The organism is Aphanizomenon flos-aquae FACHB-1287 (genome assembly GCF_014698755.1).
Taxonomy (GTDB): domain Bacteria; phylum Cyanobacteriota; class Cyanobacteriia; order Cyanobacteriales; family Nostocaceae; genus Dolichospermum; species Dolichospermum flosaquae.
Window position 1 is genome coordinate 137,924 of record NZ_JACJTO010000004.1, and the last position, 25,301, is coordinate 163,224.

A 25,301-nucleotide genomic window follows, 5' to 3' on the forward strand; every position below is an offset into this window, starting at 1 on the left:
ACAATTCACTTAAAATCCTTGAATTATCAAGAAAATATTGATCTTAAATCTGTAATTACCCGTGATATATCATTCACAAGTAAAGCTCTAAATTTTACTCACCTAATTATGTTTTATTGACAGGGATGTGATTTGACAAATATTTTCTCCCAAAAATTAGCAAAAATGAACTATTCCGTTTTCATAAATTGTGCTAGTCTTTTTATTAATTCAACATTTATAAATAGAAAATAAATTGTTGATTTTATTTCCATAACTGGAAAAAATACTAAAATATATCCCTTAATAATCTGGGTTTTTGTATCTCACTAAGTTACAAAATTCTAGACTATTAAAAAGCTGCTTAAGTATTTTTTCACTATTCAGAGAATTTGCCACAGAGTGCTGATTATTTTTGTAACGATTTTGGCAGCTTTTATCAGTCTAATCATCTAAAATAGGTTATCCTAGACTTTAAAAACTGGCAAATTCTATATCAATATCCACAACATTGTTGTTCAATAGGTAAAACATTCAATATGTTATAAAATTGGTGCAAAATATCCAAAAAACACCTAGAAATTCGATGATTACAACAAAGAAAGCAGTATATATGCTGTGGAATTGATGTCCGGCCAAACATTTAAACTCACCTGTAGTAACTGCGTGAATGCAGATAGAAAACTATCTGTTAATAGCCTAGAATACTACACAATTCACGGTAATTAAGATTAGTCTATCATGATGTCTTACCCCTCAAAAAAAATAGACACAATAAATACTTCCTTTACGGAATTAGAAGCTCAAATTAATAGCTGTGAACAGGCTTTACTTAGGTTTATAGAGGAAAAAAAAATGAACATGACTAACGGCACATTATCAAAAAATTCCATGTCAACTAACGAAATTAATAGAAAACTACAAGCAAATCCAATAGCTATTATTGGTATGGCTTCTTTAATGCCTCAAGCAAGAAATTTAAGAGCCTATTGGCAAAATATTGTTAATAAAATTGACTGTATTACTGATGTTCCTTCAAGTCATTGGAGTGTGGAAGATTATTATGATCCAAATCCAAGAACACCAGAAGATAAAACCTATTGTAAACGTGGTGGTTTTATTCCCGAAGTTGATTTTAACCCCATGGAATTTGGCATTCCTCCCAGCATTTTAGAAGTTACAGATGTTTCCCAACTATTAAGTTTAGTAGTTGCAAAAGAAGCAATGGAAGATGCTGGTTATGGTGATTCTCGTGAATTTAGCCGCGAGAATATTGGGGTAATTTTGGGTGTGGCCATGGGTAAACAATTGGGAATGCCCTTAGCTGCCAGATTAGAATATCCGATTTGGGAAAAAGTTCTTAAAAGCAGTGGTTTGTCTGACGAAGATACCAAAAAAATTGTTGATAAAATCAAATCTGCTTATGTGAAATGGGATGAAAATGCTTTCCCAGGAATGTTAGCAAATGTAGTAGCTGGAAGAATTGCTAATCGATTCAATTTTGGTGGTACAAATTGTGTAGTTGATGCCGCTTGTGCTAGTTCTTTTGGGGCATTAAAAATGGCCATTAGTGAATTAGTTGAACATCGTAGCGATATGATGTTAACCGGTGGAGTAGACACCGATAATACTATCATGGCTTACATTTCTTTCAGCAAAACTCCTGCGGTTACTCCTAGTGATAATGTTAAACCATTTGATGCTAAATCTGATGGCATGATGTTAGGTGAAGGCATTGGGATGATTCTCCTAAAACGCTTAGAAGATGCCCAAAAAGATGGCGATAAAATCTATGCGGTAATTAAGGGAATTGGTACTTCTAGCGATGGTCGCTACAAGAGTATTTATGCCCCTAGAAAAGAAGGACAAGTTAAGGCTTTAGAACGGGCTTATGATGATGCTGGGTTTTCGCCGGCAACTGTGGGTTTAATGGAAGCTCATGGTACGGGAACAATGGCTGGAGATCCTACAGAATTTGGTTCTTTAAGAGATTATTTTGCGAAACATGATACCCAAAAACAGCATATTGCTTTAGGAAGTGTAAAATCGCAAATTGGCCATACAAAAGCCGCTGCAGGTGCAGCTAGTTTGATTAAAACTGCCCTAGCATTGCATCACAAAATATTACCAGCGACTATCAATATTAATGAACCAAATCCGAAATTAGATATTGAAAATTCCTCCTTTTATCTAAATACTCAAACTAGACCTTGGATAAAGGCAGAAGGTGAAACTCCTAGACGTGCAGGGGTGAGTTCTTTCGGTTTTGGTGGTACAAATTATCATGTTGTTTTGGAAGAATACGAACCAGAACAAAAAAGTTCTTATCGTTTGCATGGTGCAGCAGGTGAAGTATTATTATTTGGTGCTACTCCTGCGGAATTAATTAGCAAATTAGAGGCAACTTATCAGAATTTGCAAGCTCATGATAGAGAAAGATATTATTCGCAATTATTGCTAGAGTGTCAATCTCTAACTATTCCTAAAAATGCGGTCAGAATTGGGTTTGTAGTGGAAAATTTACAAGAAGCTTGTAAGTTACTGCAAGTTAGTATTGATTTACTAAAAAATAAACCTGGCGCAATTTCCTGGGAGCATCCTCAAGGTATTTATTACCGTTCTTATGGAATAGAATTGGCTGGAAAAGTTGTGGCTTTATTCTCTGGACAAGGTTCTCAATATTTGGAAATGGGCAGAGAAGCGGTGATGAATTTTCCTAGCTTGCGACAGTTATATGGCAAGATGGATCATCTGTTCAAGCAAAGTAATTTGCCACCTGTTTCCGAAGTTGTTTTTCCTCGTTCTAGCTTTGATGAAGTTGAGAAAAAAGCCCAAATTGCAACCTTACAAAGAACTGAATATGCTCAACCTGCAATTGGGGTTTTTAGTGCTGGTTTGTATGGGATTTTGCAGCAAGCTGGGTTTAAAGCAGATTTCACCGCAGGACATAGTTTTGGTGAATTAACCGCCTTGTGGGCTGCTGGAGTATTGAGTGAGGCTGATTATTTGTTCCTGGTAAAAGCGAGGGGACAGGCCATGGCTGCACCCAAAGACCCAGATCATGATGCTGGTAGTATGTTAGCGGTGAAGGAAGATATCAGCAAAATTGAACCGCTGCTGAGGCAATTTCCAAAAGTAAGTATTGCTAACTTTAATTCTCCCACCCAAATTGTTTTAGCCGGTCCAAAATTAGAAATTGATAAAATTCAGAATACTTGCCAAAAACTAGGCTATGGTGCGGTTTTATTACCTGTGTCTGCGGCTTTCCATACTCCGTTAATTGCATTCGCGCAAAAATCCTTTGCCATTGCTACTAAATCAGTAACTTTTAAAAGTCCGCAAATTCCCGTTTTTAGTAATGTCACCGGTCAACATTATCCCCAAGACGCAGCCGCAATTCAAAGGAACTTAGAAAATCATTTAGCTAGTTCAGTGCTGTTTAAACAAGAGATTGAAAATATCTATGGGGCTGGTGGTTATTGTTTTGTAGAATTTGGACCAAAACGGGTTTTAAGTAATTTGGTCAAAGATATCTTAGGAGACCGTCCACATCTTACCATATCTCTTAATCCTAGTAGCTCAAAAAATAGCGATCGCTCTTTGCGAGAAGCCGTAGTTCAGTTGCGCGTTATCGGCATGAATTTGGGCAATTTTGACCCCTATCAACTCCCTGCGGTATTGCCTCCCATTGCCACCAAAAAAGCCCTCAGCGTCAAATTAACCGGCATAAACTACATTTCTGATAAAACCAAAAATGCCTTTACTGAAAGCTTACAGAACGGGCATAAAATTTCAGTCATTCAAGAGTTTAAAAGTCCAGAAATTGCAGAATTGAAAAATCTAGAAATTGATAATTCAAAAGTTGTCAAAATCCCTAACAGACATAACGGCAACGGTAACGGACATAAAAAACAACCAGTTATTGAAACCCAATTACAGCCTCAAATGACTACTGTAACCATCACAAAAGAATCCCAAATAGAACCCAGTTCACAATTGTTCACCCCGTGCGGAGGGAAGATGCAAACACCAGATAAACTGATAAATTGTCAACAAATTCTCACCAGTTTAGAACAACTTCTCAGCCGTTTTCAACATAACCAAAGCGAGAATTTAGAAGTTCACAGCACATATCTAAATCATCAGATAGAATATGCTAAAACTTTCTTCCAATTAATGCAACAGCAAAACAGCTTATTTGCTAATGCTAAATCTTCCACTGAAGCCGCTCAAATTAAACAAGTAATCATGGAAAGTTTAGAGCGGAGTATGATACAGTTTCATTCCCAACAAGGTGAAACTCTCCGCATTCATGAACAATATTTACGGGAACAGATAGAATATACCAAACACTTTTTCCAACTAATTCAAGAAGAATATTCTCAACTCATTTCTGAAACCGAAGCAGGATCACCAGAAGAAGAACCAGTTCCTCCCACTGTTAATATTATTCCTCCCCAAGCAGTGCCAGAAATTGAGCCAAAAGTTCCATTAGAAGCAGCTATTCCCACCATAATTAAAGTTGCAGAAACCGTAATTAATGAGATAATTAAACCTGAACCTGAACCAATTGTATTAATTCCAGAGACTGCACCTTTAGGCAATAACATTAACTTGGATGGTTTAGCTAATAACTTATTAACTATAACCAGTGAAAAAACAGGTTATCCTATCGAAATGTTAGAACTTGATATGGATATGGAAGCCGACTTAGGGATTGACTCCATTAAACGGGTAGAAATTTTAGGAGGATTGCAAGAATTATATCCTAATTTGCCCAAACCAAACCTTGAGGAACTGGCAGAAAAACGCACCATTGGTCAAGTTGTTGAATATCTGCAAAAACAGAATCAATTAACAGTAGAAATCCCGGCAGAATCAATTATCATTCCTCAAATTCAAACAGAAATAACAGAGGAATTAGTATCAGAACCAATTATTATTCCCCAATTTTCAATTCCCAGTTCCCAACCGTCCGAAAACAGTAACGAATATGCTGATTTAGGACAAACCTTGTTAAATATCACCAGCGAAAAAACAGGTTATCCGGTGGAAATGCTGGAACTAGATATGGATATGGAAGCCGATTTAGGCATAGATTCCATCAAACGAGTAGAAATACTAGGAGCAATGCAGGAAGCGTATCCAGACTTACCCAAACCTAATATAGAAGAACTGGGAGATTTACGGACAATTGGACAAATCGTTAACTACCTCCAATCACTGGTGGGAGGTGAAAAAAAAAAGCCGCAGTTTGATGTTAACCCGGTAACTTCCCCTAATCGCTGTGTCGGGTTGGAGTCCACTATAACAGTGGATTTAACCCCACCACCTATGGTAGACCCTAATCTTCCCCGTCGTCCAGTTCAACTAAGAGCCTTACCCAGACCGGATTTTTTGGAAGCCCAGTTACCAGAAGGACACATTGGTTTAATTACAGATGATGGTTCTTTAACTACCAGTAAACTAGCTCATACACTGATAGAACAAGGCTGGAAAGTAGTAGTTTTGAGCTTCCCCCAATCCTTAGTTTCCCAACAATTGCCATTACCAGCAGGTGTTACCCGCGTCACATTGGCAAACATGAGTGAACAAAATCTGCAATTATTATTGCAAAGTGTGATTACTAAACATGGACCAATTGGGGCATTTATTCACCTACATCCTCAATTTACTCCTGAAAAACCTGGGCATATTTTCTATCCAGAATCAGAAAAAGCAATTGTTAAACAAGTGTTTTTAATGGCAAAACATCTGAAAATAACTTTGAATAATGCCGCATTATTAGCAGGAAGAACAAGTTTTTGTACAGTTGCCCATCTTGACGGTGAATTTGGGTTAGGAAATCAAGGTAATTTTAGCGTAATTGCTGCTGGTTTGTTTGGTTTAACAAAGAGTTTACGCTGGGAATGGCCACAGGTATTTTTTAGAGCAATTGACCTAAATCCTAATTTAGATCCTCACGAATCTGCTGAATATATTCTTGCTGAATTGCATGATTCTAATCGCTATATTGGCGAAGTTGGTTATGGTTCTCAGGGAAGGGTAACGCTAGTAGCAAAGGCTGAATAATTTGTAGGGTGGGCAATGCCCACCATGAGATGATTTTTCACCCAGAGGCGCAGAGTCTCAGAGAGTAAGAGTTTGATATTTTGGTTTTTTAGGTGAGGTTTTATGACTGTAAATGTTCAAATTAGTCCATCTTCTGTTTTTGTTGTCAGTGGTGGTGCAAAGGGAATTACTGCTCAATGTACTGTTAAATTAGCTCAACAAAAACGTTGTAAGTTTGTTCTTTTAGGTCGTTCGGAAATTACTAAAGAACCGGAATATGTTCGGGATTGTTTAGAAGATTCTGCCTTGAAAAAGCGGATTATGGAGAATTTAATTTCTCAGGGTGAGAAACCAACACCTATGATGGTGCAAAAGATATTTAATCAGATTAATTCTAATCGAGAAATTAAGAAGACCTTGGCAGCGATTGCAGCCACAGGAGGAACGGCTGAATATATTAGTGTTGATGTTACTGACACTGTGAATTTGAAAGCTAAACTGCAAGAAATTTCTCAGAAAGTAGGTCAAATTACCGGAATTATTCACGGTGCTGGTAATTTAGCAGATAAGTTGATTGAAAAAAAGACAGAAGATGATTTTGAGAAAGTTTACACAGCTAAAGTTCAGGGTTTAGAAAACCTGCTATCTTGTGTTAATCCTCAACAATTAGAACATTTAGTATTGTTTTCTTCCGTGAGTGGTTTTTATGGAAATATTGGTCAAACTGATTATGCTATAGCTAACGAAATTCTCAGTAAATCAGCCCATTTAATTAAACAATATCACCCTAATTGTCATGTAGTCGCAATTAATTGGGGAGGTTGGGATAGTGGTATGGTGACACCACAATTAAAAAAAGCATTTGCAGAACGGGGAATTGATATTATTCCCGTAGAAATTGGTACACAAATGTTAGTTAATGAACTACATCCAGCCTATCAAAATCATACACAAGTTGTGATTGGTAGTCCGATGAAACTATCACCTAGTCCTTTAGGTTCAGAACTGCGTAGCTATCGCATTCGTAGACGAATGACATTAGCAGAAAATCCATTTTTACATGATCATACAATAGCAGGTTCACCAGTTTTACCAGCGACCTGTGCTAAATCATGGATGGTTAATGGTTGTGAAGAAATTTATCCAGGTTATAGATACTTTAGTTGCCAAGACTTCAAAGTTTTAAAAGGAATTACCTTTAATTCCACCTTAGCTGAAGAACATATTCTAGAAATCCAAGAAGTTGCCAAAGTTGACGGTGATTTTGTAGAATTTCAAACCAAAATATTGAGTAAAACCCGCGAAGGAAGAACCCATTATCACTTTAGTTCTCTGATAAAACTGGTAAAAAATATGCCAGAAGCTCCCATTTATGAAGCAATGGATCTCAGAGAAGATCATATCGTCACTAGCACTGGTAAAAACTTCTATCAAAATGGCGATTTATCCCTATTTCACGGACCAGCATTCCAAGAAATTACCAGAGTTTTAAATATTAGTCCAAACAAGTTGACAGCCGAATGTTGTTGGCAAGAAATCACAGCCAAAGAACAAGGACAATTTCCCGTAAAATGGCACAACCCTTATATAATTGACTTGAGTACCCAAACATTATGGTTATGGTTAAATCATATCCATCAAGAAGTTTGTTTACCAGGACAATTAACATACTGTGAACAATTTTTAGCAGTACCATTCAACATTCCCTTTTATGTTTCCTGTGAAATCATAGCGAAAACAGATACTGGTGTAACCGTCAACTTCATTATTCACAATCGTGAGGGAAAAATCTACTCCAAAATCTTAGGAGCAAAAGCAGTAATTTGGCCAATAAAAATGCTAAATAAAAAGTAAAAACCTAAATCCCGTAGCTTGGGTTAAGCGACAGCGCAACCCAACAAATTCACCAAAATCTTAGGTTTCCTTGTACCATTTCCTTCTGAGGTAGCACCGAATTTTTAACCTTTTTCTCTCCGTGTCCTCTGTGTCTCCGTGGTTCGTTTATCTTTAAATTGGGTGCATCTTTGCACAGAATTGGTATTACATCAACCCAAACCACAATTTTTTATCTTCCTTTCATTCTTCCTAGTTCATTTCTCTTAATTATCTTCCTGCGTCCATAAATCCGTAAACATTGGGGAATCGCGTAAATCCTAAATAACGTAGGGAAAAGATTAAATAATATCTCTTTCCCTCATCCCCCAACGAGGATTTTTAAATTGGAAAAAATCGCTATTATCGGTTTATCTTGCCTATTTCCCGATGCTAATAATCCCGAAGAATTTTGGCAGAATCTCACAGAAGAAAAAGATTCTACATCATCTATAACTATAGCGGATTTGGGAATAGATCCCGCTATATTTTACGATTCAACTAAAGGTAAACCGGAAAAATTCTACTTTCAAAAAGGTGGATTTATTCGCAACTTTAAGTTTGATACTAATGAGTATAATTTACCTGCGGCATTTCTTGAAACCTTAGATAATACCTTTAAATGGTCATTGTACGCTGCGAAACAAGCCATTATTCAAAGTGGTTATTGGGGAAATCAAACTGCACTTTCAAAATGTGGCGTAATTTTAGGAACTTTAGGATTACCAACCAAAGCTTCTAATAGTCTATTTGCTCCTATTTATCGGCAAAATATTGAACCTGCAATTGGTGAATTATTACAGGAAAAAGACTTTCGTTTAGGTGGTTTATTAACCCCTACAAAAGTCTCTCCATATAATGCTATGGTTTCCGGTTTACCTGCTGCTATAGTTTCCAAAGCATTTTCTTTATCTGCAACTCATTTCTCTATAGATGCTGCTTGTTCTTCATCGTTTTACGCCATTAAATTAGCATCCCATTATCTGCAATCTGGCAAAACTGATTTGATGTTAGCTGGTGCTATTAGTTGCTCAGATCCATTATTTATCAGAATGTTATTTTCTGGTATTCAAGGATATCCAGATAATGGCATTAGTCGTCCTTTAGATAAGTCATCACGTGGGTTAATTACCTCCGAAGGTATAGGAATGGTAATGCTCAAAAGATACAGTGATGCTATTAGAGATGGAGACAAAATTTTAGCCACAATTTGCGGTAATGGATTATCTAATGATGGTAAAGGTAAACATCTTCTTAGTCCTAATTCTCAAGGTCAAACTCTGGCATATCAAAGAGCGTATTCTGAAGCTAAACTTAACCCCCAAGCTATTGATTATTTAGAGTGTCATGCCACAGGAACTCCATTAGGAGATACCACCGAATGTAACTCAATTGAAGGCTTTTTTAGTCCCTATAAAGCAGCCCCATTAGTAGGTTCAACGAAAACAAATGTCGGTCATTTACTAGTTGCTGCGGGCATGGTAGGCATAACTAAGACAATTTTAAGTATGTCCCATGGTGTGATTCCTCCTACTATTAATGTGACTCAACCCATAGGTTCTGAAAATAATGTTATCTCTGTGCAAAACATTGTCAGAACTCCTACTAAATGGCCAAGTCAAGGAACTAAAAGAGTAGCGTTAAGTGCCTTTGGTTTTGGTGGAACAAACTCTCATATTATTCTAGAAGCAGGGAAGTAAGCAGATGAATATTCAGCAACAGAAGACCGCGAAAATGGCAATTGTTGGTATGGAGGCCTTTTTTGGTGAATGTCAAGAATTAGATGCCTTTGAGAGCAGTATTTATGACGGAAAACAGCATTTTATGCCTCTACCAGCATCAAGATGGCATGGTATTAATGAACAAGAAAATTTACTGCGAGAGTATGGGTTAGAAGCAGGAAAAGTCCCACAAGGAGCGTATATTGATAATTTTGAAGTTGATACTTTAGCTTACAAAATCCCTCCTAACGAAGTTGAAAAAATTAACTCTCAACAACTTTTATTATTAAAAGTTGCGGACTGCGCTCTCAAAGATGCAGGAATTTCACCTAATAGTAATGTAGCGGTAATTATTGCAGCAGATACAGAATTATCTGTCCACCAATTACAGCAAAGATGGAATTCATCTTGGCAAATTAAAGATGGTTTGAATGGTGCTGAAATCGCCTTATCACCAGAAAAAATTCATCAATTAGAAGGCATCATTCAAGATAGTATTCACAATCAAGTTGAACTGAGTGAATATCTCAGTTATGTTACTAATATTATGGCCAGTCGCATTTCCTCCTTATGGAATTTTTCTGGACCATCTTTTACTATTAGTGCGGTAGAAACCGCCGCTTTTAAAGCTTTAGAATTAGCGCAAATGCTGCTAGATACTCATGAAGTAGATGCTGTAATTGTGGGTGCTGTTGACTTAGCTGGTGGGGTAGAAAACGTCTTATTAAGAAGTCAATTTGGCAAAATTAATACAGGAGTCAATACCTTAAGTTTTGACGAAAAAGCTAATGGTTGGAACATAGGAGAAGGTGCAGGTGCAGTAGTTCTTAAACGTCATGATTTAGCCTTAGCAAATAATCAGCGTATCTATGCAGTAATTGATGGTATTAGCATTGGTCAATCTCCCTCAATGGCTGTAGATAGTCATACCATTACCCAAGTCTGTCAACAGGCTTTTCAACAAGCAGGAATTGAACCCACAAAAGTCAATTATTTGGAAGTCTGCGCTAGTGGTATTCCCGCAGAAGACGAAGCCGAAATTAACGGTATTCTTCAAGCTTATCCCTCCGTTAACAATGGTTTACATTGCGCTATAGGTAGCGTTAAATCTAATATTGGTCATACCTTCGTTGCGTCAGGAATTGCTAGTTTAATTAAAACTGCGCTGAGTATTTACCACAGATATATTCCCGGAACTCCCAATTGGTCCGGTGTCAAAACACCGCAAGTATGGGAAGGAAGTCCTTTCTACGTTGCTACAGAGTCCCGACCCTGGTTTTTGCAAAAAGAAGTCAAATCTCGAATTTCCGCCATTAATAGTATTGGTTGTGACGGCTCTTTTGCCCATATCATCTTATCAGAAGAAACCCAACAACCAGAGCGCACCAGCAAATATTTAGAATCAAGACCCTTGCATTTATTACCAATTGCAGCAAATGATCAAAGTAGTTTATTAGCAGCATTAGATCATTTACAAGAAACAATTGAAAATGCTGATTCTCTCAAAGATATTGCTAGTCAAACCTTTGTAAAATTTCAACAAACATCTGATAGTAAATATACACTTTCCCTAACTGGACGCAATCAAAAAGAATTAATTAAAGAAATTAATTCTGCCAAAAAAGGTGTACCTAATGCCTTTACAAATGGCAAAGATTGGCAAACTCCCATAGGCAGTTATTTTACACCTAAACCATTAGGAAAAGATGGAGAAATAGCTTATGTTTATCCCGCTGCTGTTAATACTTATTTAGGTATTGGTCGGAGTCTTTTCCGGTTATTTCCTAAAGTCTTAGATGATGTCATTATCAAAAGTCTTGACGAACGAGCAGCAGATGTGGAAAAATTGGTATTTCCGAGAAGTTTAAGTAAATTGTCAACTCGACAATTAGAAACACTAGAAAAGAAATTATTAGATGATTCTCTGGCAATGTTTGAAGCAGAAGTGCTTTTTACCAGATTAATCTCCACAATTATCACCGAAGATTTTAACATTAAACCTAAATATGTCTTCGGATATAGTTTAGGTGAAACTAGTATGATGGTTGCTCAAGGAGTATGGAGCAATTTTTATGAAGTTAGCCATACCTTTAATTCATCAGCTTTATTTGGAGATAGATTATCAGGTGCAAAAAATGCTGTACGTGAGTATTGGGGACTAGCAAAAACTTCCACAATTTCAGAGAATAATTTGTGGAGTAATTATGTTCTTATGGCTACTCCAACCCAGGTTAGAGAATGTTTAAAAAATGAAAATCGCGTTTATTTGACACAGATTAATACAGCAGAAGAAGTATTAATTGCTGGTGAACCAGCAGCTTGTGAACGAGTGATTAAAACCCTTGGTTGTAATGCTTTTCCTGCTCCATTTGATCATGTAATTCATTGTCAAGCAATGCAATCAGAATCTCAAGAACTGGAAAACTTATACAATTTACCCGCGAGAAAAATACCAGGAATTAAATTTTATTCCGCTGCTGAATATCAATCAATTGAAATTGAAAGCCAAGAAATTGCCCACAATATTGCCACAGGATTATGTCAACAACTCGACTTTCCCCGCTTAGTTAATCGCGTCTATGGTGACGGAGCAAAAATCTTTATTGAAGCTGGTGCTGGTGGTATTTGTTCACGCTGGATAGATAAAAATTTGGGTAATCAAGAACATCTTACCGTATCCCTAAACCGACGCGGTACAGATGATCATAGTTCCCTAATTAAAGCCTTAGCTAAACTATTAAGTCATCAAGTTAAATTAAACCTAGCTCCTTTATATGACTTATCCTCAGAGAATAATAAACAGAATAAATTAACACTGAGGAAAGTTACATTAGGTGGTAATTCCATGACTTCTGCAATTTTGAATGCAGAAAATCGCCAAATTTTTGCTAATAACCAAAAGCAAACAATTTTTCCTTCTCAAGAGTATAAAATCATCAATTCCCTACAGATAGCGGAGAAAATAGCACCCACAGAGATTTACCCCAAACTCCCACCAAAGCCAGAAAAAAATACCATGAAAACTATCATGGAGAGCGGTTTAGAATTGTCAAAGAAACTAAAATTCTTTGAGTCAACAAAAATCATTAAGCAAAACATAAATCAAGAATCTGGTGGAAAAATTAGCATGAATGATTTAAAAATTTCTCAGTATCAAGCCCTGAGTAACAACACCGCCAAATTAACTCAAACGCACACGAGTTTCTTAGCAGCTAGACAGGATTTTAGTCAACAAATGAGCGAAATTATCCAATTACAATTAGCTTGCGCTCAAAACCTACTCAACGAAGAGAAATAATCCACTTAGTATTAAGTATAAAGCTCTTTTTTTAACAAACCACAGAGGCACAGAGGACACAGAGGAAATAAAAAAATACTTAACTGCTCTTTCTCTGTGTCTCTGCGTCTCTGCGTGAACTAAGTTCTTCATTTCAAATACCCTGCTTATAAATTGAGGAATAACTACCGTGAAAACAATTGAGACGGTACTAAATAAACATGATAATGGACTGGGTTTTTTCACCTGTAATCATTATCAAAACCAAGTTTGGAAAGGTTCATTAGATTGTGTTAGCTTTGAAAAAAGTGGTATCAAGGATAAATTATTAACATTAGATCAACCTTGTTATATTATTAAAATAGCAGGGAAAATTGGTGCTACTAATGATGGGTATTTAGCACCTAATGATCATAGTTTATCTGGACAAGCAGAACTTTTAATCTCACTTCTACCTCTACGTTTACAACAACTTGGTGACTCTAGTTTTCTTAATGCTTATGGTGTAAAATACGCCTATATGACCGGAGCAATGGCTGGTGGTATTGCTTCTGAAGAAATGGTAATTGCACTAGGAAAAGACAAAATTTTAAGTTCTTTTGGTGCAGGTGGTTTACTTCCAGAACGTTTAGAATCTGCGATTAATTCTATTCAACAAGCTTTACCTAATAGTCCTTACGCTTTCAATTTAATTCACAGTCCTAATGAACCAGCTATTGAACGCCGCGCTGTAGATTTATATCTTAAATATGGTGTCAGAACTGTAGAAGCATCAGCATTTTTAGACTTAACTCCTAATATTGTTTATTATCGAGTTGCTGGGTTAAGATTAAATGCAGCCAATCAAATTGATATTAGAAATAAGGTCATTGCTAAAATTTCTCGTCGAGAAGTTGCAACTAAATTTTTGCAACCAGCACCAGCAAGAATTCTCAAAGAATTAATTCAGCAAGGACTAATTACTGAATTTCAAGCAACTCTGGCCAGCCAAGTACCAATGGCTGATGATATTACCGTTGAAGCTGACTCTGGTGGCCATACAGATAATCGTCCTTTAGTATGTTTATTACCTTCAATTATTGCTCTCAAAAATGAAATTCAAGAGCAATATAATTACTCAGTTCCTATTAGAATTGGAGTGGCTGGAGGCATTGGTACACCAGAATCAGCATTAGCTGGTTTTATGATGGGTGCTGCTTATATAGTCACGGGTTCAATTAATCAATCTTGTGTCGAATCTGGGGCTTGTGAACATACTAAAAAGTTATTAGCACAAGCAGAAATGGCAGATATGATTATGGCTCCCGCAGCCGATATGTTTGAAATGGGAGTGAAATTACAAGTTCTCAAACGGGGAACAATGTTCCCAATGCGAGCGCAAAAACTCTATGAATTATATCGCACTTATGACTCTATTGAACAAATTCCCAAAGCCGAAAAAGAGAAGTTAGAAAAACAAATTTTCCGTAAAAGTCTGGCTGAGGTTTGGGAAGGTACAGCGGCTTATTTATCCCAAAAGAATCCTGAAAAATTAGGTAAAGCTGTTAATAATCCTAAACTGAAAATGGCTTTAATTTTTAGATGGTATTTAGGGTTATCTTCCCGCTGGTCTAGCACTGGTGAAAAAGGTCGAGAAGTTGATTATCAAATTTGGTGCGGACCAGCTATGGGTGGTTTTAATGACTGGGTGCGTGGTTCTTATTTGTCAGAACCTAATCAGCGTCATGTTGTTGATGTTGCTAACCAAATTATGAAGGGAACTGCATTTTTATATCGTACCCATAGTTTAAAAATGCAGGGTTTACAAATGCCTCCTTATTACAGTCAATATCAACCAATTTCCTCTACATTGGAGAAGTAAAAATGAATTTAAAACGGTCTTATAATGCTGAAAGTATTCAAGCATTTCTAGTTTCTCATCTTGCGGAAGTTCTTACAGTCGAAACCGCAGAAATTGATGTTAATGAAAATTTAGAAAATTATGGTTTGGATTCTGCCCAAGCCATGATTATCATTAGTAAATTAGAAGAATTACTAGGTTTTAAACCCTCTCCTATTTTACTTTGGCATTATCCCAATATTGCCGCTCTTTCCCAGCGGTTATCAGAGGAATCAAATGATAATTCTCAGGTAAAAGATGCTAGTTTGGGCGCAAATTCTCCTGTTAAGTTTGCTCCTCCTATTCTAGATTTAGGTGCGGAAGTTGTTCTAGACCCGACTATTCAACCAGTAGGTAATGCTGTTTCTGTTTCTAACCCTAAAAATATCTTTTTAACCGGAGGAACAGGTTATTTAGGTGCTTTTATTATTAAGGAATTACTGGAAGTATCGACAGCAACTCTTTATTGTTTAGTTCGTGCTAGTAATCCAGAAGAAGGTAAAAGCAAATTAGAAAATAATTTGCAACAATATGGCATTTGGCAAGATGAATATAGTAGCCGAATTATCCCTATAATTGGTGATTTATCACAGCCAAATTTGGGTATTAATGCAGAACAATTTCAAAATCTAGCTGCTAATATTGATGCGATTTATCATAGTGCAGCCTTACTCAATTATGTTTATCCTTACTCCGCACTAAAAACAGCCAATGTTTTGGGTACACAGGAAGTTTTACGTTTAGCTTGTCAAACTAAAGTTAAGCCATTTCATTATGTTTCTAGTGTGGCTGTTTTTGAGTCTAGTACCTATGCTGGTAAACTAGTTAAAGAAGATGATGATTTTCATGATTGGGAAGGGATTTTTCTCGGTTATTCTCAAACTAAATGGGTAGCAGAAAAATTAGTAAAAATCGCTGGTAGTCGAGGATTACCTATCACTATTTACAGACCTCCTTTAATTTCTGGAGATAGTAAAACTGGAATTTGTAATACCCATGATTTCATCAATTTAATGATTAAAGGTTGTCTACAAATGGGTTCTTTCCCTGATGTAGATTATATGTTAGATATGTCTCCTGTTGATTATGTCAGCAAATCAGTTGTTTATCTTTCTCAACAAGAAATATCTGTAGGTAAGGCTTTTCACTTACAACATCCTCAACCCGCTTCTTTAAAATCTTTAGTTGATTGGGTGCGTTCTTTTGGCTTTTCACTAAAGATGATTCCCTACGAAGAATGGCAAGCAGAATTAATTAATAATGTCACATCTCCAGACAATCCATTATACACTTTGCGTCCATTTTTACTAGAACGTTGGTCAGATGAACAAATCACTATTCCTGATTTGTATTTACAAGCGAGAAGACCAATTATTAGTTGTGAAGAAACCCTAGCAGCACTAAAAGGAAGTTCTATTGTTTGTCCACCAATTGATTCTCAATTGTTGATGACTTACACATCTTATTTAGTACAGACTGGTTTCCTAAGTCTTGCCTAATATCAATTTTCCATGAGGCTGCATATAATTATCAAATCCATTATTTTATCCGTATTTATCCGCGTTTATCTGCGTTTATCTGCGGTCAATTATTCTGGAAATCTTAATTATAAGCAGCTTAATTTTTATTTAGTATAATGTAATGGTGTCGGTAAGATTTATCTGTCTAATTCACTTTTTTGTAAAATGAACATAAAATGTCAGGGAACAGTTTTGATTACCGGTTCAGCTAATGGTATTGGTTATCAGTTAGCCCGGATTTTTGCTCATAATAATTATAATCTTGTATTAGTAGATAGAGTAGGAGAAAAAATCACAAAAATAGCTATTGATTTGGCAGAAGAATTTGGAATTTCTGTTAAACCTATTATCAAAGATTTATCTATATCTACATCTCCTGAAGAAATTTTCATGGAACTGCAACAAGCTGGCATTAAAATTGATATTTTAGTAAATAATGCCGGTTTTGGTACTTATGGTTTATTTAATGAAACTAACTTAAATACTGAACTGGAAATGCTGCAAGTAAATCTAGTTTGTTTAACTCATTTAACAAAATTATTTCTTAAAGAAATGGTTAAACAAGGTCATGGAAAGATATTAAATGTTTCTTCTGCTGCTGCTTTTCAACCTGGTCCATTAATGGCAGTTTATTTTGCCACCAAAGCCTATATTTTATCATTCTCTGAAGCCATTGCTAATGAATTAGAAGGTACAGGTGTCACCGTCACAGTTCTTTGTCCAGGTTCTACAGCATCAGCATTTCATGAAAGAACAGGAATGGCTGATTCTAAAATGCTGAAAGGTAAAAATATGATGGATGCCGAAACTGTTGCCCAAATTGGTTATAATGCCCTAATTCAGGGAAAAATAATTGTTATTCCTGGGTTTATGAATAAGATTATGTCAAAATGTGTGCGGTTTATTCCTAGAAAAATGGTCACAAAAATTGTCAGGAGTATGCAGGAAGATAAGTAATAAAAGGTAAAATCTCCCAAGACTTCTTTTCTGTCCCTAAAGGAATTTTAAGACTACATAAGGTTCTTGGCAATTTATTAATATTTCATCTGGATTTGGCAATTAGGCAATTATTTTTGCGATTCAGATTTTTGAGCAGATTTAGCGACATATATAGCAACTAAAACTACAATAAAAGCTAACTAATTTAGGAGACTTAATAGCACAGGGTTTAATCTATCTGGGTAAAAATTAATTTTGTTTCAATCCCTAATAGGGAGTAAGAGAAATTGCAATTCATTTTGGTGGCCAGGTGTAGTTTCATAAAAATGTTTCAATCCCTAATAGGGAGTAAGAGAAATTGCAATAAGTTATCCGTTGTCAGGTCAGATTATTTGCGCTGTTTCAATCCCTAATAGGGAGTAAGAGAAATTGCAATAACATGAGTAAAAATCTTGATGAATTACTGAATTGTTTCAATCCCTAATAGGGAGTAAGAGAAATTGCAATCATAACCTTCACCCATTAACAAATTCATAGCCGCTTCGTTTCAATCCCTAATAGGGAGTAAGAGAAATTGCAATGTGCCTTTATTTGTGGCGGATGTTCAGAATACTTTTTGTGAGTTTCAATCCCTAATAGGGAGTAAGAGAAATTGCAATGCAAATATTTACAACGTGCTAAAACGTAATCAAATTGTTTCAATCCCTAATAGGGAGTAAGAGAAATTGCAATACCCACTCCCAAAAATTTCTACAATCTCCAATAGGTAGTTTCAATCCCTAATAGGGAGTAAGAGAAATTGCAATTTTTCCAAGTGGCAACTTTTCTCAAATCACCATATCCACGGTTTCAATCCCTAATAGGGAGTAAGAGAAATTGCAATGACTTTATTCAACAGGTATTTAAAGTGATTCAGGCTAGTTTCAATCCCTTATAGGGAGTAAGAGAAATTGCAATTATTTGGAGCGATCGCATCTTTAATACTGTTGATATTCAGTTTCAATCCCTAATAGGGAGTAAGAGAAATTGCAATTAAACTTGTCATTTTTGCTGACTAACTTAATAGTGTTTCAATCCCTAATAGGGAGTAAGAGAAATTGCAATCAGAGCTGAAAAAACTCTGCTGCTGGACAGGAGTGTTTCAATCCCTAATAGGGAGTAAGAGAAATTGCAATTTTTCCAAGTGGCAACTTTTCTCAAATCACCATATCCACGGTTTCAATCCCTAATAGGGAGTAAGAGAAATTGCAATAATTATGATAAGCCTAATGGTAACGGGACTTGTACGTTTCAATCCCTAATAGGGAGTAAGAGAAATTGCAATTTTAATATGGGGTTTGAGTCGGTAAGCTTTCCCGATGTTTCAATCCCTAATAGGGAGTAAGAGAAATTGCAATAAGTGTTGAAAGGTTTTTAAGCTACTTTAAGTAATTAAGTTTCAATCCCTAATAGGGAGTAAGAGAAATTGCAATTATCTTGCGATCGCAACTTAAGTTTAAGGATTTTAGTTTCAATCCCTAATAGGGAGTAAGAGAAATTGCAATAAGCGCAGTTAGAAAAATTAGAGGTAAAGCAGGGTTTCAATCCCTAATAGGGAGTAAGAGAAATTGCAATTTCTCCAGTAAGTCTGGGTTATTGTCGTAATTTTCTAAGTTTCAATCCCTAATAGGGAGTAAGAGAAATTGCAATGAAATCTTGTGGGGATTACCTCACAAATTATTAGTTTCAATCCCTAATAGGGAGTAAGAGAAATTGCAATCCCCGCTATTGAAACTTCTTGGGCAACTAAATAGTTTCAATCCCTAATAGGGAGTAAGAGAAATTGCAATTTTTTAGTTTTAGATCAGTTTGAGCTTGCTGATTGGTTTCAATCCCTAATAGGGAGTAAGAGAAATTGCAATCTGTGAACTTGTTAAAGTGTAAATGTAGATGTCAGGGAAGTGTTTCAATCCCTAATAGGGAGTAAGAGAAATTGCAATTCTTTGGGATCATCCTTGGGGTCTATAAAAAATACTGGTTTCAATCCCTAATAGGGAGTAAGAGAAATTGCAATCGGCTTTTGTTAGATCGGGAACTTCTGCCATGTGAAGTTTCAATCCCTAATAGGGAGTAAGAGAAATTGCAATTCTGCATCTTATTCCTCAACTAACAGAATTTTATCTATGTTTCAATCCCTAATAGGGAGTAAGAGAAATTGCAATTGTTGTTATCGAAAATATCAGAATATGTTGGCATAGTTTCAATCCCTAATAGGGAGTAAGAGAAATTGCAATCTTATGATGGTGAGGGAACATCAGTAACAATCTCTTTGTTTCAATCCCTAATAGGGAGTAAGAGAAATTGCAATAATTGTCCCGTCAATGAATTACGGGCTACTATCTCTGTTTCAATCCCTAATAGGGAGTAAGAGAAATTGCAATTTATCACCGTCTTTTTCTTCGGCCTTGGCAGCCACAAAGTTTCAATCCCTAATAGGGAGTAAGAGAAATTGCAATTCAATCATTTAGCTGCTTGCATAGATTCTACAATACCTGGTTTCAATCCCTAATAGGGAGTAAGAGAAATTGCAATACTAAATTGGATTTTAAATCATTAATAGATTGTAGTTTCAATCCCTAATAGGGAGTAAGAGAAATTGCAATTTTTTTTGTAAAAATATAAGGACACTTTATTCTTGTTTCAATCCCTAATAGGGAGTAAGAGAAATTGCAATTTGAGATTTTACTGGAATGTGTTGCTGGGGCGGCTCTTGGGTTTCAATCCCTAATAGGGAGTAAGAGAAATTGCAATTAGAAAAGTTATTTAAGGCTTTGGGTTATTTCAAGGGGTTTCAATCCCTAATAGGGAGTAAGAGAAATTGCAATTCTTTCTATTTTTTTGGATTTAGTTAATTCCCATTTGTTTCAATCCCTAATAGGGAGTAAGAGAAATTGCAATTAGTTTAGGCTTTCCACAATACGATAATGAGTTTAGTGTTTCAATCCCTAATAGGGAGTAAGAGAAATTGCAATTCTTCTAATTTTTTAATTAAAAGTTCCTTGGCAGTGTTTCAATCCCTAATAGGGAGTAAGAGAAATTGCAATTAACAATAGAAACTGAGTTAGGGGATATTGAAGTATTCGTTTCAATCCCTAATAGGGAGTAAGAGAAATTGCAATTCTGAGAAGGAATTAGCCCACATCGAAACAGAAATACTGAAGTTTCAATCCCTAATAGGGAGTAAGAGAAATTGCAATTTAAATATATCAAGCGCGACAAGATACAATCTTGAGAAGTTTCAATCCCTAATAGGGAGTAAGAGAAATTGCAATTTTACAACACGATTAGAAGTTCTGGAAAAAGCGTCTGTTTCAATCCCTAATAGGGAGTAAGAGAAATTGCAATTTTTCCTTTGCTTTACCCTATATTTATAGTCTAGTAGTTTCAATCCCTAATAGGGAGTAAGAGAAATTGCAATTGCGTAAATTTCCATCCCTCTATAACTCCCGGCTAGTTTCAATCCCTAATAGGGAGTAAGAGAAATTGCAATTCGTAAGCTCTTAACCTCTCTTGCCAAAAGCTTTTAGTTTCAATCCCTAATAGGGAGTAAGAGAAATTGCAATTGAGGAAAGTTGGGAATTTAAAGCCTTCCCCTTAGCACTGTTTCAATCCCTAATAGGGAGTAAGAGAAATTGCAATTATCTTCCTTGCCTTTCCTTACTTACTTTTTACTTTTTGTTTCAATCCCTAATAGGGAGTAAGAGAAATTGCAATTTGCGCGGTCTAGTTGCAGCCACTTAAAACCGTTTACTGTTTCAATCCCTAATAGGGAGTAAGAGAAATTGCAATTTTTTTACTTTTACTCTCCAGTTTTACGTCAATTTTCGTTTCAATCCCTAATAGGGAGTAAGAGAAATTGCAATTTTCCCCCAATTTTTACCAGTCCAGAACTCACCATTGTTTCAATCCCTAATAGGGAGTAAGAGAAATTGCAATTCGTTCTTTGGCTCTCCAGAGTCAAGAGCTCTCTATGTTTCAATCCCTAATAGGGAGTAAGAGAAATTGCAATTTCCTACTACTCTCGCTGAGGTTTTAGTTCCTTCTCCCAACTCGTTTCAATCCCTAATAGGGAGTAAGAGAAATTGCAATTTTGGGCTTTCCTCCCTTGCCTCACATTTATATCATGTTTCAATCCCTAATAGGGAGTAAGAGAAATTGCAATTCTTTAAGATTTCAGTGTGATGAATCATTAATTATCAGTTTCAATCCCTAATAGGGAGTAAGAGAAATTGCAATTTAGTGTTGTACTGCTAGAGGTAGGGATTGCGAAGGAGTTTCAATCCCTAATAGGGAGTAAGAGAAATTGCAATTATTGTGCCTTAGTTGGTGATGAAATTATTTATTTGTTTCAATCCCTAATAGGGAGTAAGAGAAATTGCAATTGAGTTTACCCCCTGACTCAATCACATCAAAGAAGAAGTTTCAATCCCTAATAGGGAGTAAGAGAAATTGCAATTTCTAGTCCATTGATATCCATTTTCATTGATTCGTTTCAATCCCTAATAGGGAGTAAGAGAAATTGCAATTTAGAGGAAGTTTTGATGGTAGGGGACAGACCCGAAGTTTCAATCCCTAATAGGGAGTAAGAGAAATTGCAATTATAAATGCTCTATCTCTCTTGAGTAAAATGGGGAAGTTTCAATCCCTAATAGGGAGTAAGAGAAATTGCAATTTTGCGCCGTGATTACATCAAGATTCAGGATGGCGAAATAATTGGTTTCAATCCCTAATAGGGAGTAAGAGAAATTGCAATTCCGTTAAACCAAACGAATTTAGCATCGGCAATGCTGGTTTCAATCCCTAATAGGGAGTAAGAGAAATTGCAATTAGATCACTTGGAAATTGTCAGCACTAAATTTGCCGTTTCAATCCCTAATAGGGAGTAAGAGAAATTGCAATTTTCTATGTCAGGAGCGACCTCAGATTCAGAAGCATAAGTTTCAATCCCTAATAGGGAGTAAGAGAAATTGCAATTGAATTAAAAGATCATGTTGATCGAGATATTTTTGGTTTCAATCCCTAATAGGGAGTAAGAGAAATTGCAATTGCTTTGCGTAGCAGAAGTTACCCATCCTTCGGAGGTTTCAATCCCTAATAGGGAGTAAGAGAAATTGCAATTATATATCTTATCTGCACATACCAGCCCATTAAGCGGGTTGTTTCAATCCCTAATAGGGAGTAAGAGAAATTGCAATTACCTGTCATCGCGGCTCTGGTAGGAGAGATTTTTTGTTTCAATCCCTAATAGGGAGTAAGAGAAATTGCAATTTCCCCTTTCAGTCCGCGGACTTTCTAGGTCATCTTGATTGAAGTTTCAATCCCTAATAGGGAGTAAGAGAAATTGCAATTATCAGTGGGAAAGAATTTGCTTTTCCGACTGGGGATGTTTCAATCCCTAATAGGGAGTAAGAGAAATTGCAATTAAGACTGCATTGACGATTATTTCATTGATAGGGTTTCAATCCCTAATAGGGAGTAAGAGAAATTGCAATTTAACGCCTTGGACTGGGTAAAAAAGATCCACCCTAATTGGTTTCAATCCCTAATAGGGAGTAAGAGAAATTGCAATTCCATTTCCCCTATCACTCGAGTTTCGCCCATTTTGTTTCAATCCCTAATAGGGAGTAAGAGAAATTGCAATTCTACGACTTTACCCACTGATTGATAAGCATGAATGTTTCAATCCCTAATAGGGAGTAAGAGAAATTGCAATTGTGCGATCGCTCTCCCTGGCATCGTTCACCGCCATACCCGTTTCAATCCCTAATAGGGAGTAAGAGAAATTGCAATTCTTGATCAACTTCATGCCATAGAAGAACAACAAATGGCTGTTTCAATCCCTAATAGGGAGTAAGAGAAATTGCAATTACCACCGTCAACACCGTAGTCGAATATAGAAATGTAAAAGTAGTTTCAATCCCTAATAGGGAGTAAGAGAAATTGCAATTTGGCGAACCAATTCGGCGCTGGTTACGACTCAGGGGTTTCAATCCCTAATAGGGAGTAAGAGAAATTGCAATTCTTGAAATCTAATCTAGATTTACTTTATTTGTTTAATGTTTCAATCCCTAATAGGGAGTAAGAGAAATTGCAATTTTGCGATCGCCTCACCAAATCCGCAAGTATCAGAAGTTTCAATCCCTAATAGGGAGTAAGAGAAATTGCAATTCTTGATATGTATGCCGCGGGGTGGAATACATCACATCAAATTCAATCCCTAATAGGGAGTAAGAGAAATTGCAATTCCCAGGCTGGTGCATAACCCGCGCCTGTTATCCCAATTCAATCCCTAATAGGGAGTAAGAGAAATTGCAATTATGAATCTGGAGAACCTAGATCCGGAGAATTTTTATTCAATCCCTAATAGGGAGTAAGAGAAATTGCAATTCTTCATTAGTTAAGAAAAATCAGAAGGCATAAGGAACATTCAATCCCTAATAGGGAGTAAGAGAAATTGCAATTTAGTGCAGAAATATTGGGTTTTTCACCCCACAAATAGCCACATTCAATCCCTAATAGGGAGTAAGAGAAATTGCAATTGGCGGGGACTCGAAAGCCTATATATATGTAGTTTTCAAGGTTCAGTTGCGCGGATGAACTCATAATAAACCATTTCCGAAAAAGTGTCAAGGGGTAAAATCCGTGAAACCCATACTGGGCAAAGGGCGCGGGTGGGTGAACCGCCATAAATTGCTCAAAGTCTTGTACAGAGATGATTTCAGACATTTTTTCCAGACCTAGATATTTTACACCCACCCATCCGCGCATCAAGCAAAGAAAATCGTCTGATCACGGGGTTGTTCACCGCCGACCCTTTCTATCTTACCAAAACAGCAAGCACAAAGGAAATAAAAGCGAACACTGTCAGTTTCCGGTTTAATCAGCTTATTAAGACGCGATCTTAGTTTAGCATATTGAGTATCAGTTAACTCACATTCAAAAATACTATACTGCACCCATTGACCATAGGACTTGAGAATACTATGGATTTTCGTCCGGCGTTTGTCCTCAGAAATATCGTAAGAAACAACAACATTCATCACTTATTTTTTCACCTACTTATCTACTTTAAAAACAAAGGAGGATATTTATCAGTAGTTCCCATCAAATACTTAGACAGTAATCTTGCTTGTAATTCAAAAGCCTCTCGATAAGTACATTTACGACCCATAACCGGATGTTTAAACTCCGATTGTTTTTTTCGTTCATAATTAGTGAGAAAAATTTTCCGTCCTTCAGAAGTAAGAGAAACTGCCCCACTTAGCGGTTCAGTCACAAAATCTGCTGGAGTTAATAACTGTTTATTCAAAATAGATAAAACCACTGCATCTACCACCAAAGGGCGAAATTCCTCCATTAAATCTAAAGCTAAAGAAGGACGATTATAACGATCAAAATGCAGATAACCTAAATATGGATCAAACCCGACAATATTCACAGCACTTTGGACATCATGACGTAACAAAGAATAACCAAAACTCAATAAAGAATTGACCGAATCAGTTGCAGGACGACGCACCCGCTTAGTAAAAGAAAATTGAGAATTACGAATCAATTGATTAAAACAACCAAAATAAGCCGCACTACCAGAACCTTCTAAACCGCGCAAAGAATTAATATTATGAGTTGATTTAATTGCATCAATTACCTGTTCAATGCGAGCAATATTTTTAGATAAATGAAGATCATCAAATTCACGCTGATAACGCATCAAAGTTTGCCGATAATTTTTTAACTTTCCCCTAACAAATGCTTGCACCACATGAATAGATTGGGGTGTTTCTCCTGCTGCTTGCCATTGTGCCTTGCGAACGAAAATATTACCAGTCATTTCTGGTTCTAACCGTCCCAAATAATGACCAATATTACTGATAAAAGATAGAGGAATATGGCGTTCCATTAATTCAAATACAGAAATGTTGAATGTCGTTACAAAACTTTACATATTTAAGTATACTAGTATTATCAAGGGTAAAAATGTCAACATTTCATAATATCTTCCATCCAATGAACATAACTGATTT

At 36.3% G+C, this 25,301-nt stretch carries 8 protein-coding genes, 1 pseudogene and 1 CRISPR repeat array; of the genes and pseudogenes, 7 read left to right on the plus strand and 2 right to left on the minus strand.

Features of this window, described 5'->3' with window-relative positions; all coding sequences use genetic code 11:
* Positions 1 to 723: 723 nt before the first annotated feature.
* The 7 genes from H6G44_RS03480 to H6G44_RS03510 all read left to right on the plus strand — a co-directional run bounded on the left by H6G44_RS03480 (position 724) and on the right by H6G44_RS03510 (position 17,256).
* Positions 724 to 6,051 carry a type I polyketide synthase gene (locus H6G44_RS03480; protein ID WP_190384982.1) on the plus strand — a complete coding sequence of 1,776 codons (5,328 nt, stop codon included), beginning with the start codon at positions 724 to 726 and terminating at the stop codon, positions 6,049 to 6,051.
* Positions 6,052 to 6,153: 102 nt separating this feature from the next.
* Positions 6,154 to 7,884 (plus strand): SDR family NAD(P)-dependent oxidoreductase, encoded by a 1,731-nt coding sequence (locus H6G44_RS03485; protein WP_190384887.1) that lies wholly within the window; start codon positions 6,154 to 6,156, stop codon positions 7,882 to 7,884.
* Between the two features lie 365 nt (positions 7,885 to 8,249).
* Positions 8,250 to 9,602 carry a beta-ketoacyl [acyl carrier protein] synthase domain-containing protein gene (locus tag H6G44_RS03490; RefSeq protein WP_190384886.1) on the plus strand — a complete coding sequence of 451 codons (1,353 nt, stop codon included), beginning with the start codon at positions 8,250 to 8,252 and terminating at the stop codon, positions 9,600 to 9,602.
* 4 nt (positions 9,603 to 9,606) lie between these two features.
* Positions 9,607 to 12,921 (plus strand): PfaB family protein, encoded by a 3,315-nt coding sequence (locus tag H6G44_RS03495; protein ID WP_190384885.1) that lies wholly within the window; start codon positions 9,607 to 9,609, stop codon positions 12,919 to 12,921.
* 169 nt (positions 12,922 to 13,090) lie between these two features.
* Positions 13,091 to 14,761, plus strand: a complete 1,671-nt coding sequence (locus H6G44_RS03500; RefSeq protein WP_190384884.1) for a PfaD family polyunsaturated fatty acid/polyketide biosynthesis protein — start codon at positions 13,091 to 13,093, stop codon at positions 14,759 to 14,761.
* 2 nt (positions 14,762 to 14,763) lie between these two features.
* The gene (locus H6G44_RS03505; RefSeq protein ID WP_190384883.1) at positions 14,764 to 16,278 is read left to right on the plus strand and encodes a thioester reductase domain-containing protein; all 1,515 of its coding nucleotides are present in this window, start codon (positions 14,764 to 14,766) and stop codon (positions 16,276 to 16,278) included.
* 186 nt (positions 16,279 to 16,464) lie between these two features.
* On the plus strand, positions 16,465 to 17,256 hold the full coding sequence (locus tag H6G44_RS03510) for an SDR family NAD(P)-dependent oxidoreductase (protein WP_190384882.1): 792 nt from the start codon (positions 16,465 to 16,467) through the stop codon (positions 17,254 to 17,256).
* Between the two features lie 239 nt (positions 17,257 to 17,495).
* A CRISPR array of direct repeats spans positions 17,496 to 23,817; the repeat unit is 38 nt; unit sequence GTTTCAATCCCTAATAGGGAGTAAGAGAAATTGCAATT.
* Positions 23,818 to 24,044: 227 nt separating this feature from the next.
* Here H6G44_RS03510 and cas2 read toward each other — a convergent pair.
* Together cas2 and cas1d are read right to left on the minus strand one after the other, a co-directional pair.
* Positions 24,045 to 24,317 (minus strand): CRISPR-associated endonuclease Cas2, encoded by a 273-nt coding sequence (gene cas2, locus H6G44_RS03515; RefSeq protein ID WP_190384881.1) that lies wholly within the window; start codon positions 24,315 to 24,317, stop codon positions 24,045 to 24,047.
* Positions 24,318 to 24,340: 23 nt separating this feature from the next.
* Positions 24,341 to 25,192: pseudogene (cas1d, locus tag H6G44_RS03520) on the minus strand (type I-D CRISPR-associated endonuclease Cas1d); the annotation flags it as partial.
* Between the last annotated feature and the right edge of the window lie 109 nt (positions 25,193 to 25,301).

Bases quoted from the DNA above. Each gene is read 5' to 3' on its own strand.
- cas2 (WP_190384881.1), bottom strand. From the start codon at position 24,317: ATGAATGTTGTTGTTTCTTACGATATTTCTGAGGACAAACGCCGGACG.
- H6G44_RS03485 (WP_190384887.1), top strand. From the start codon at position 6,154: ATGACTGTAAATGTTCAAATTAGTCCATCTTCTGTTTTTGTTGTCAGT.
- H6G44_RS03480 (WP_190384982.1), top strand. From the start codon at position 724: ATGTCTTACCCCTCAAAAAAAATAGACACAATAAATACTTCCTTTACG.
- H6G44_RS03510 (WP_190384882.1), top strand. From the start codon at position 16,465: ATGAACATAAAATGTCAGGGAACAGTTTTGATTACCGGTTCAGCTAAT.
- H6G44_RS03495 (WP_190384885.1), top strand. From the start codon at position 9,607: ATGAATATTCAGCAACAGAAGACCGCGAAAATGGCAATTGTTGGTATG.
- H6G44_RS03505 (WP_190384883.1), top strand. From the start codon at position 14,764: ATGAATTTAAAACGGTCTTATAATGCTGAAAGTATTCAAGCATTTCTA.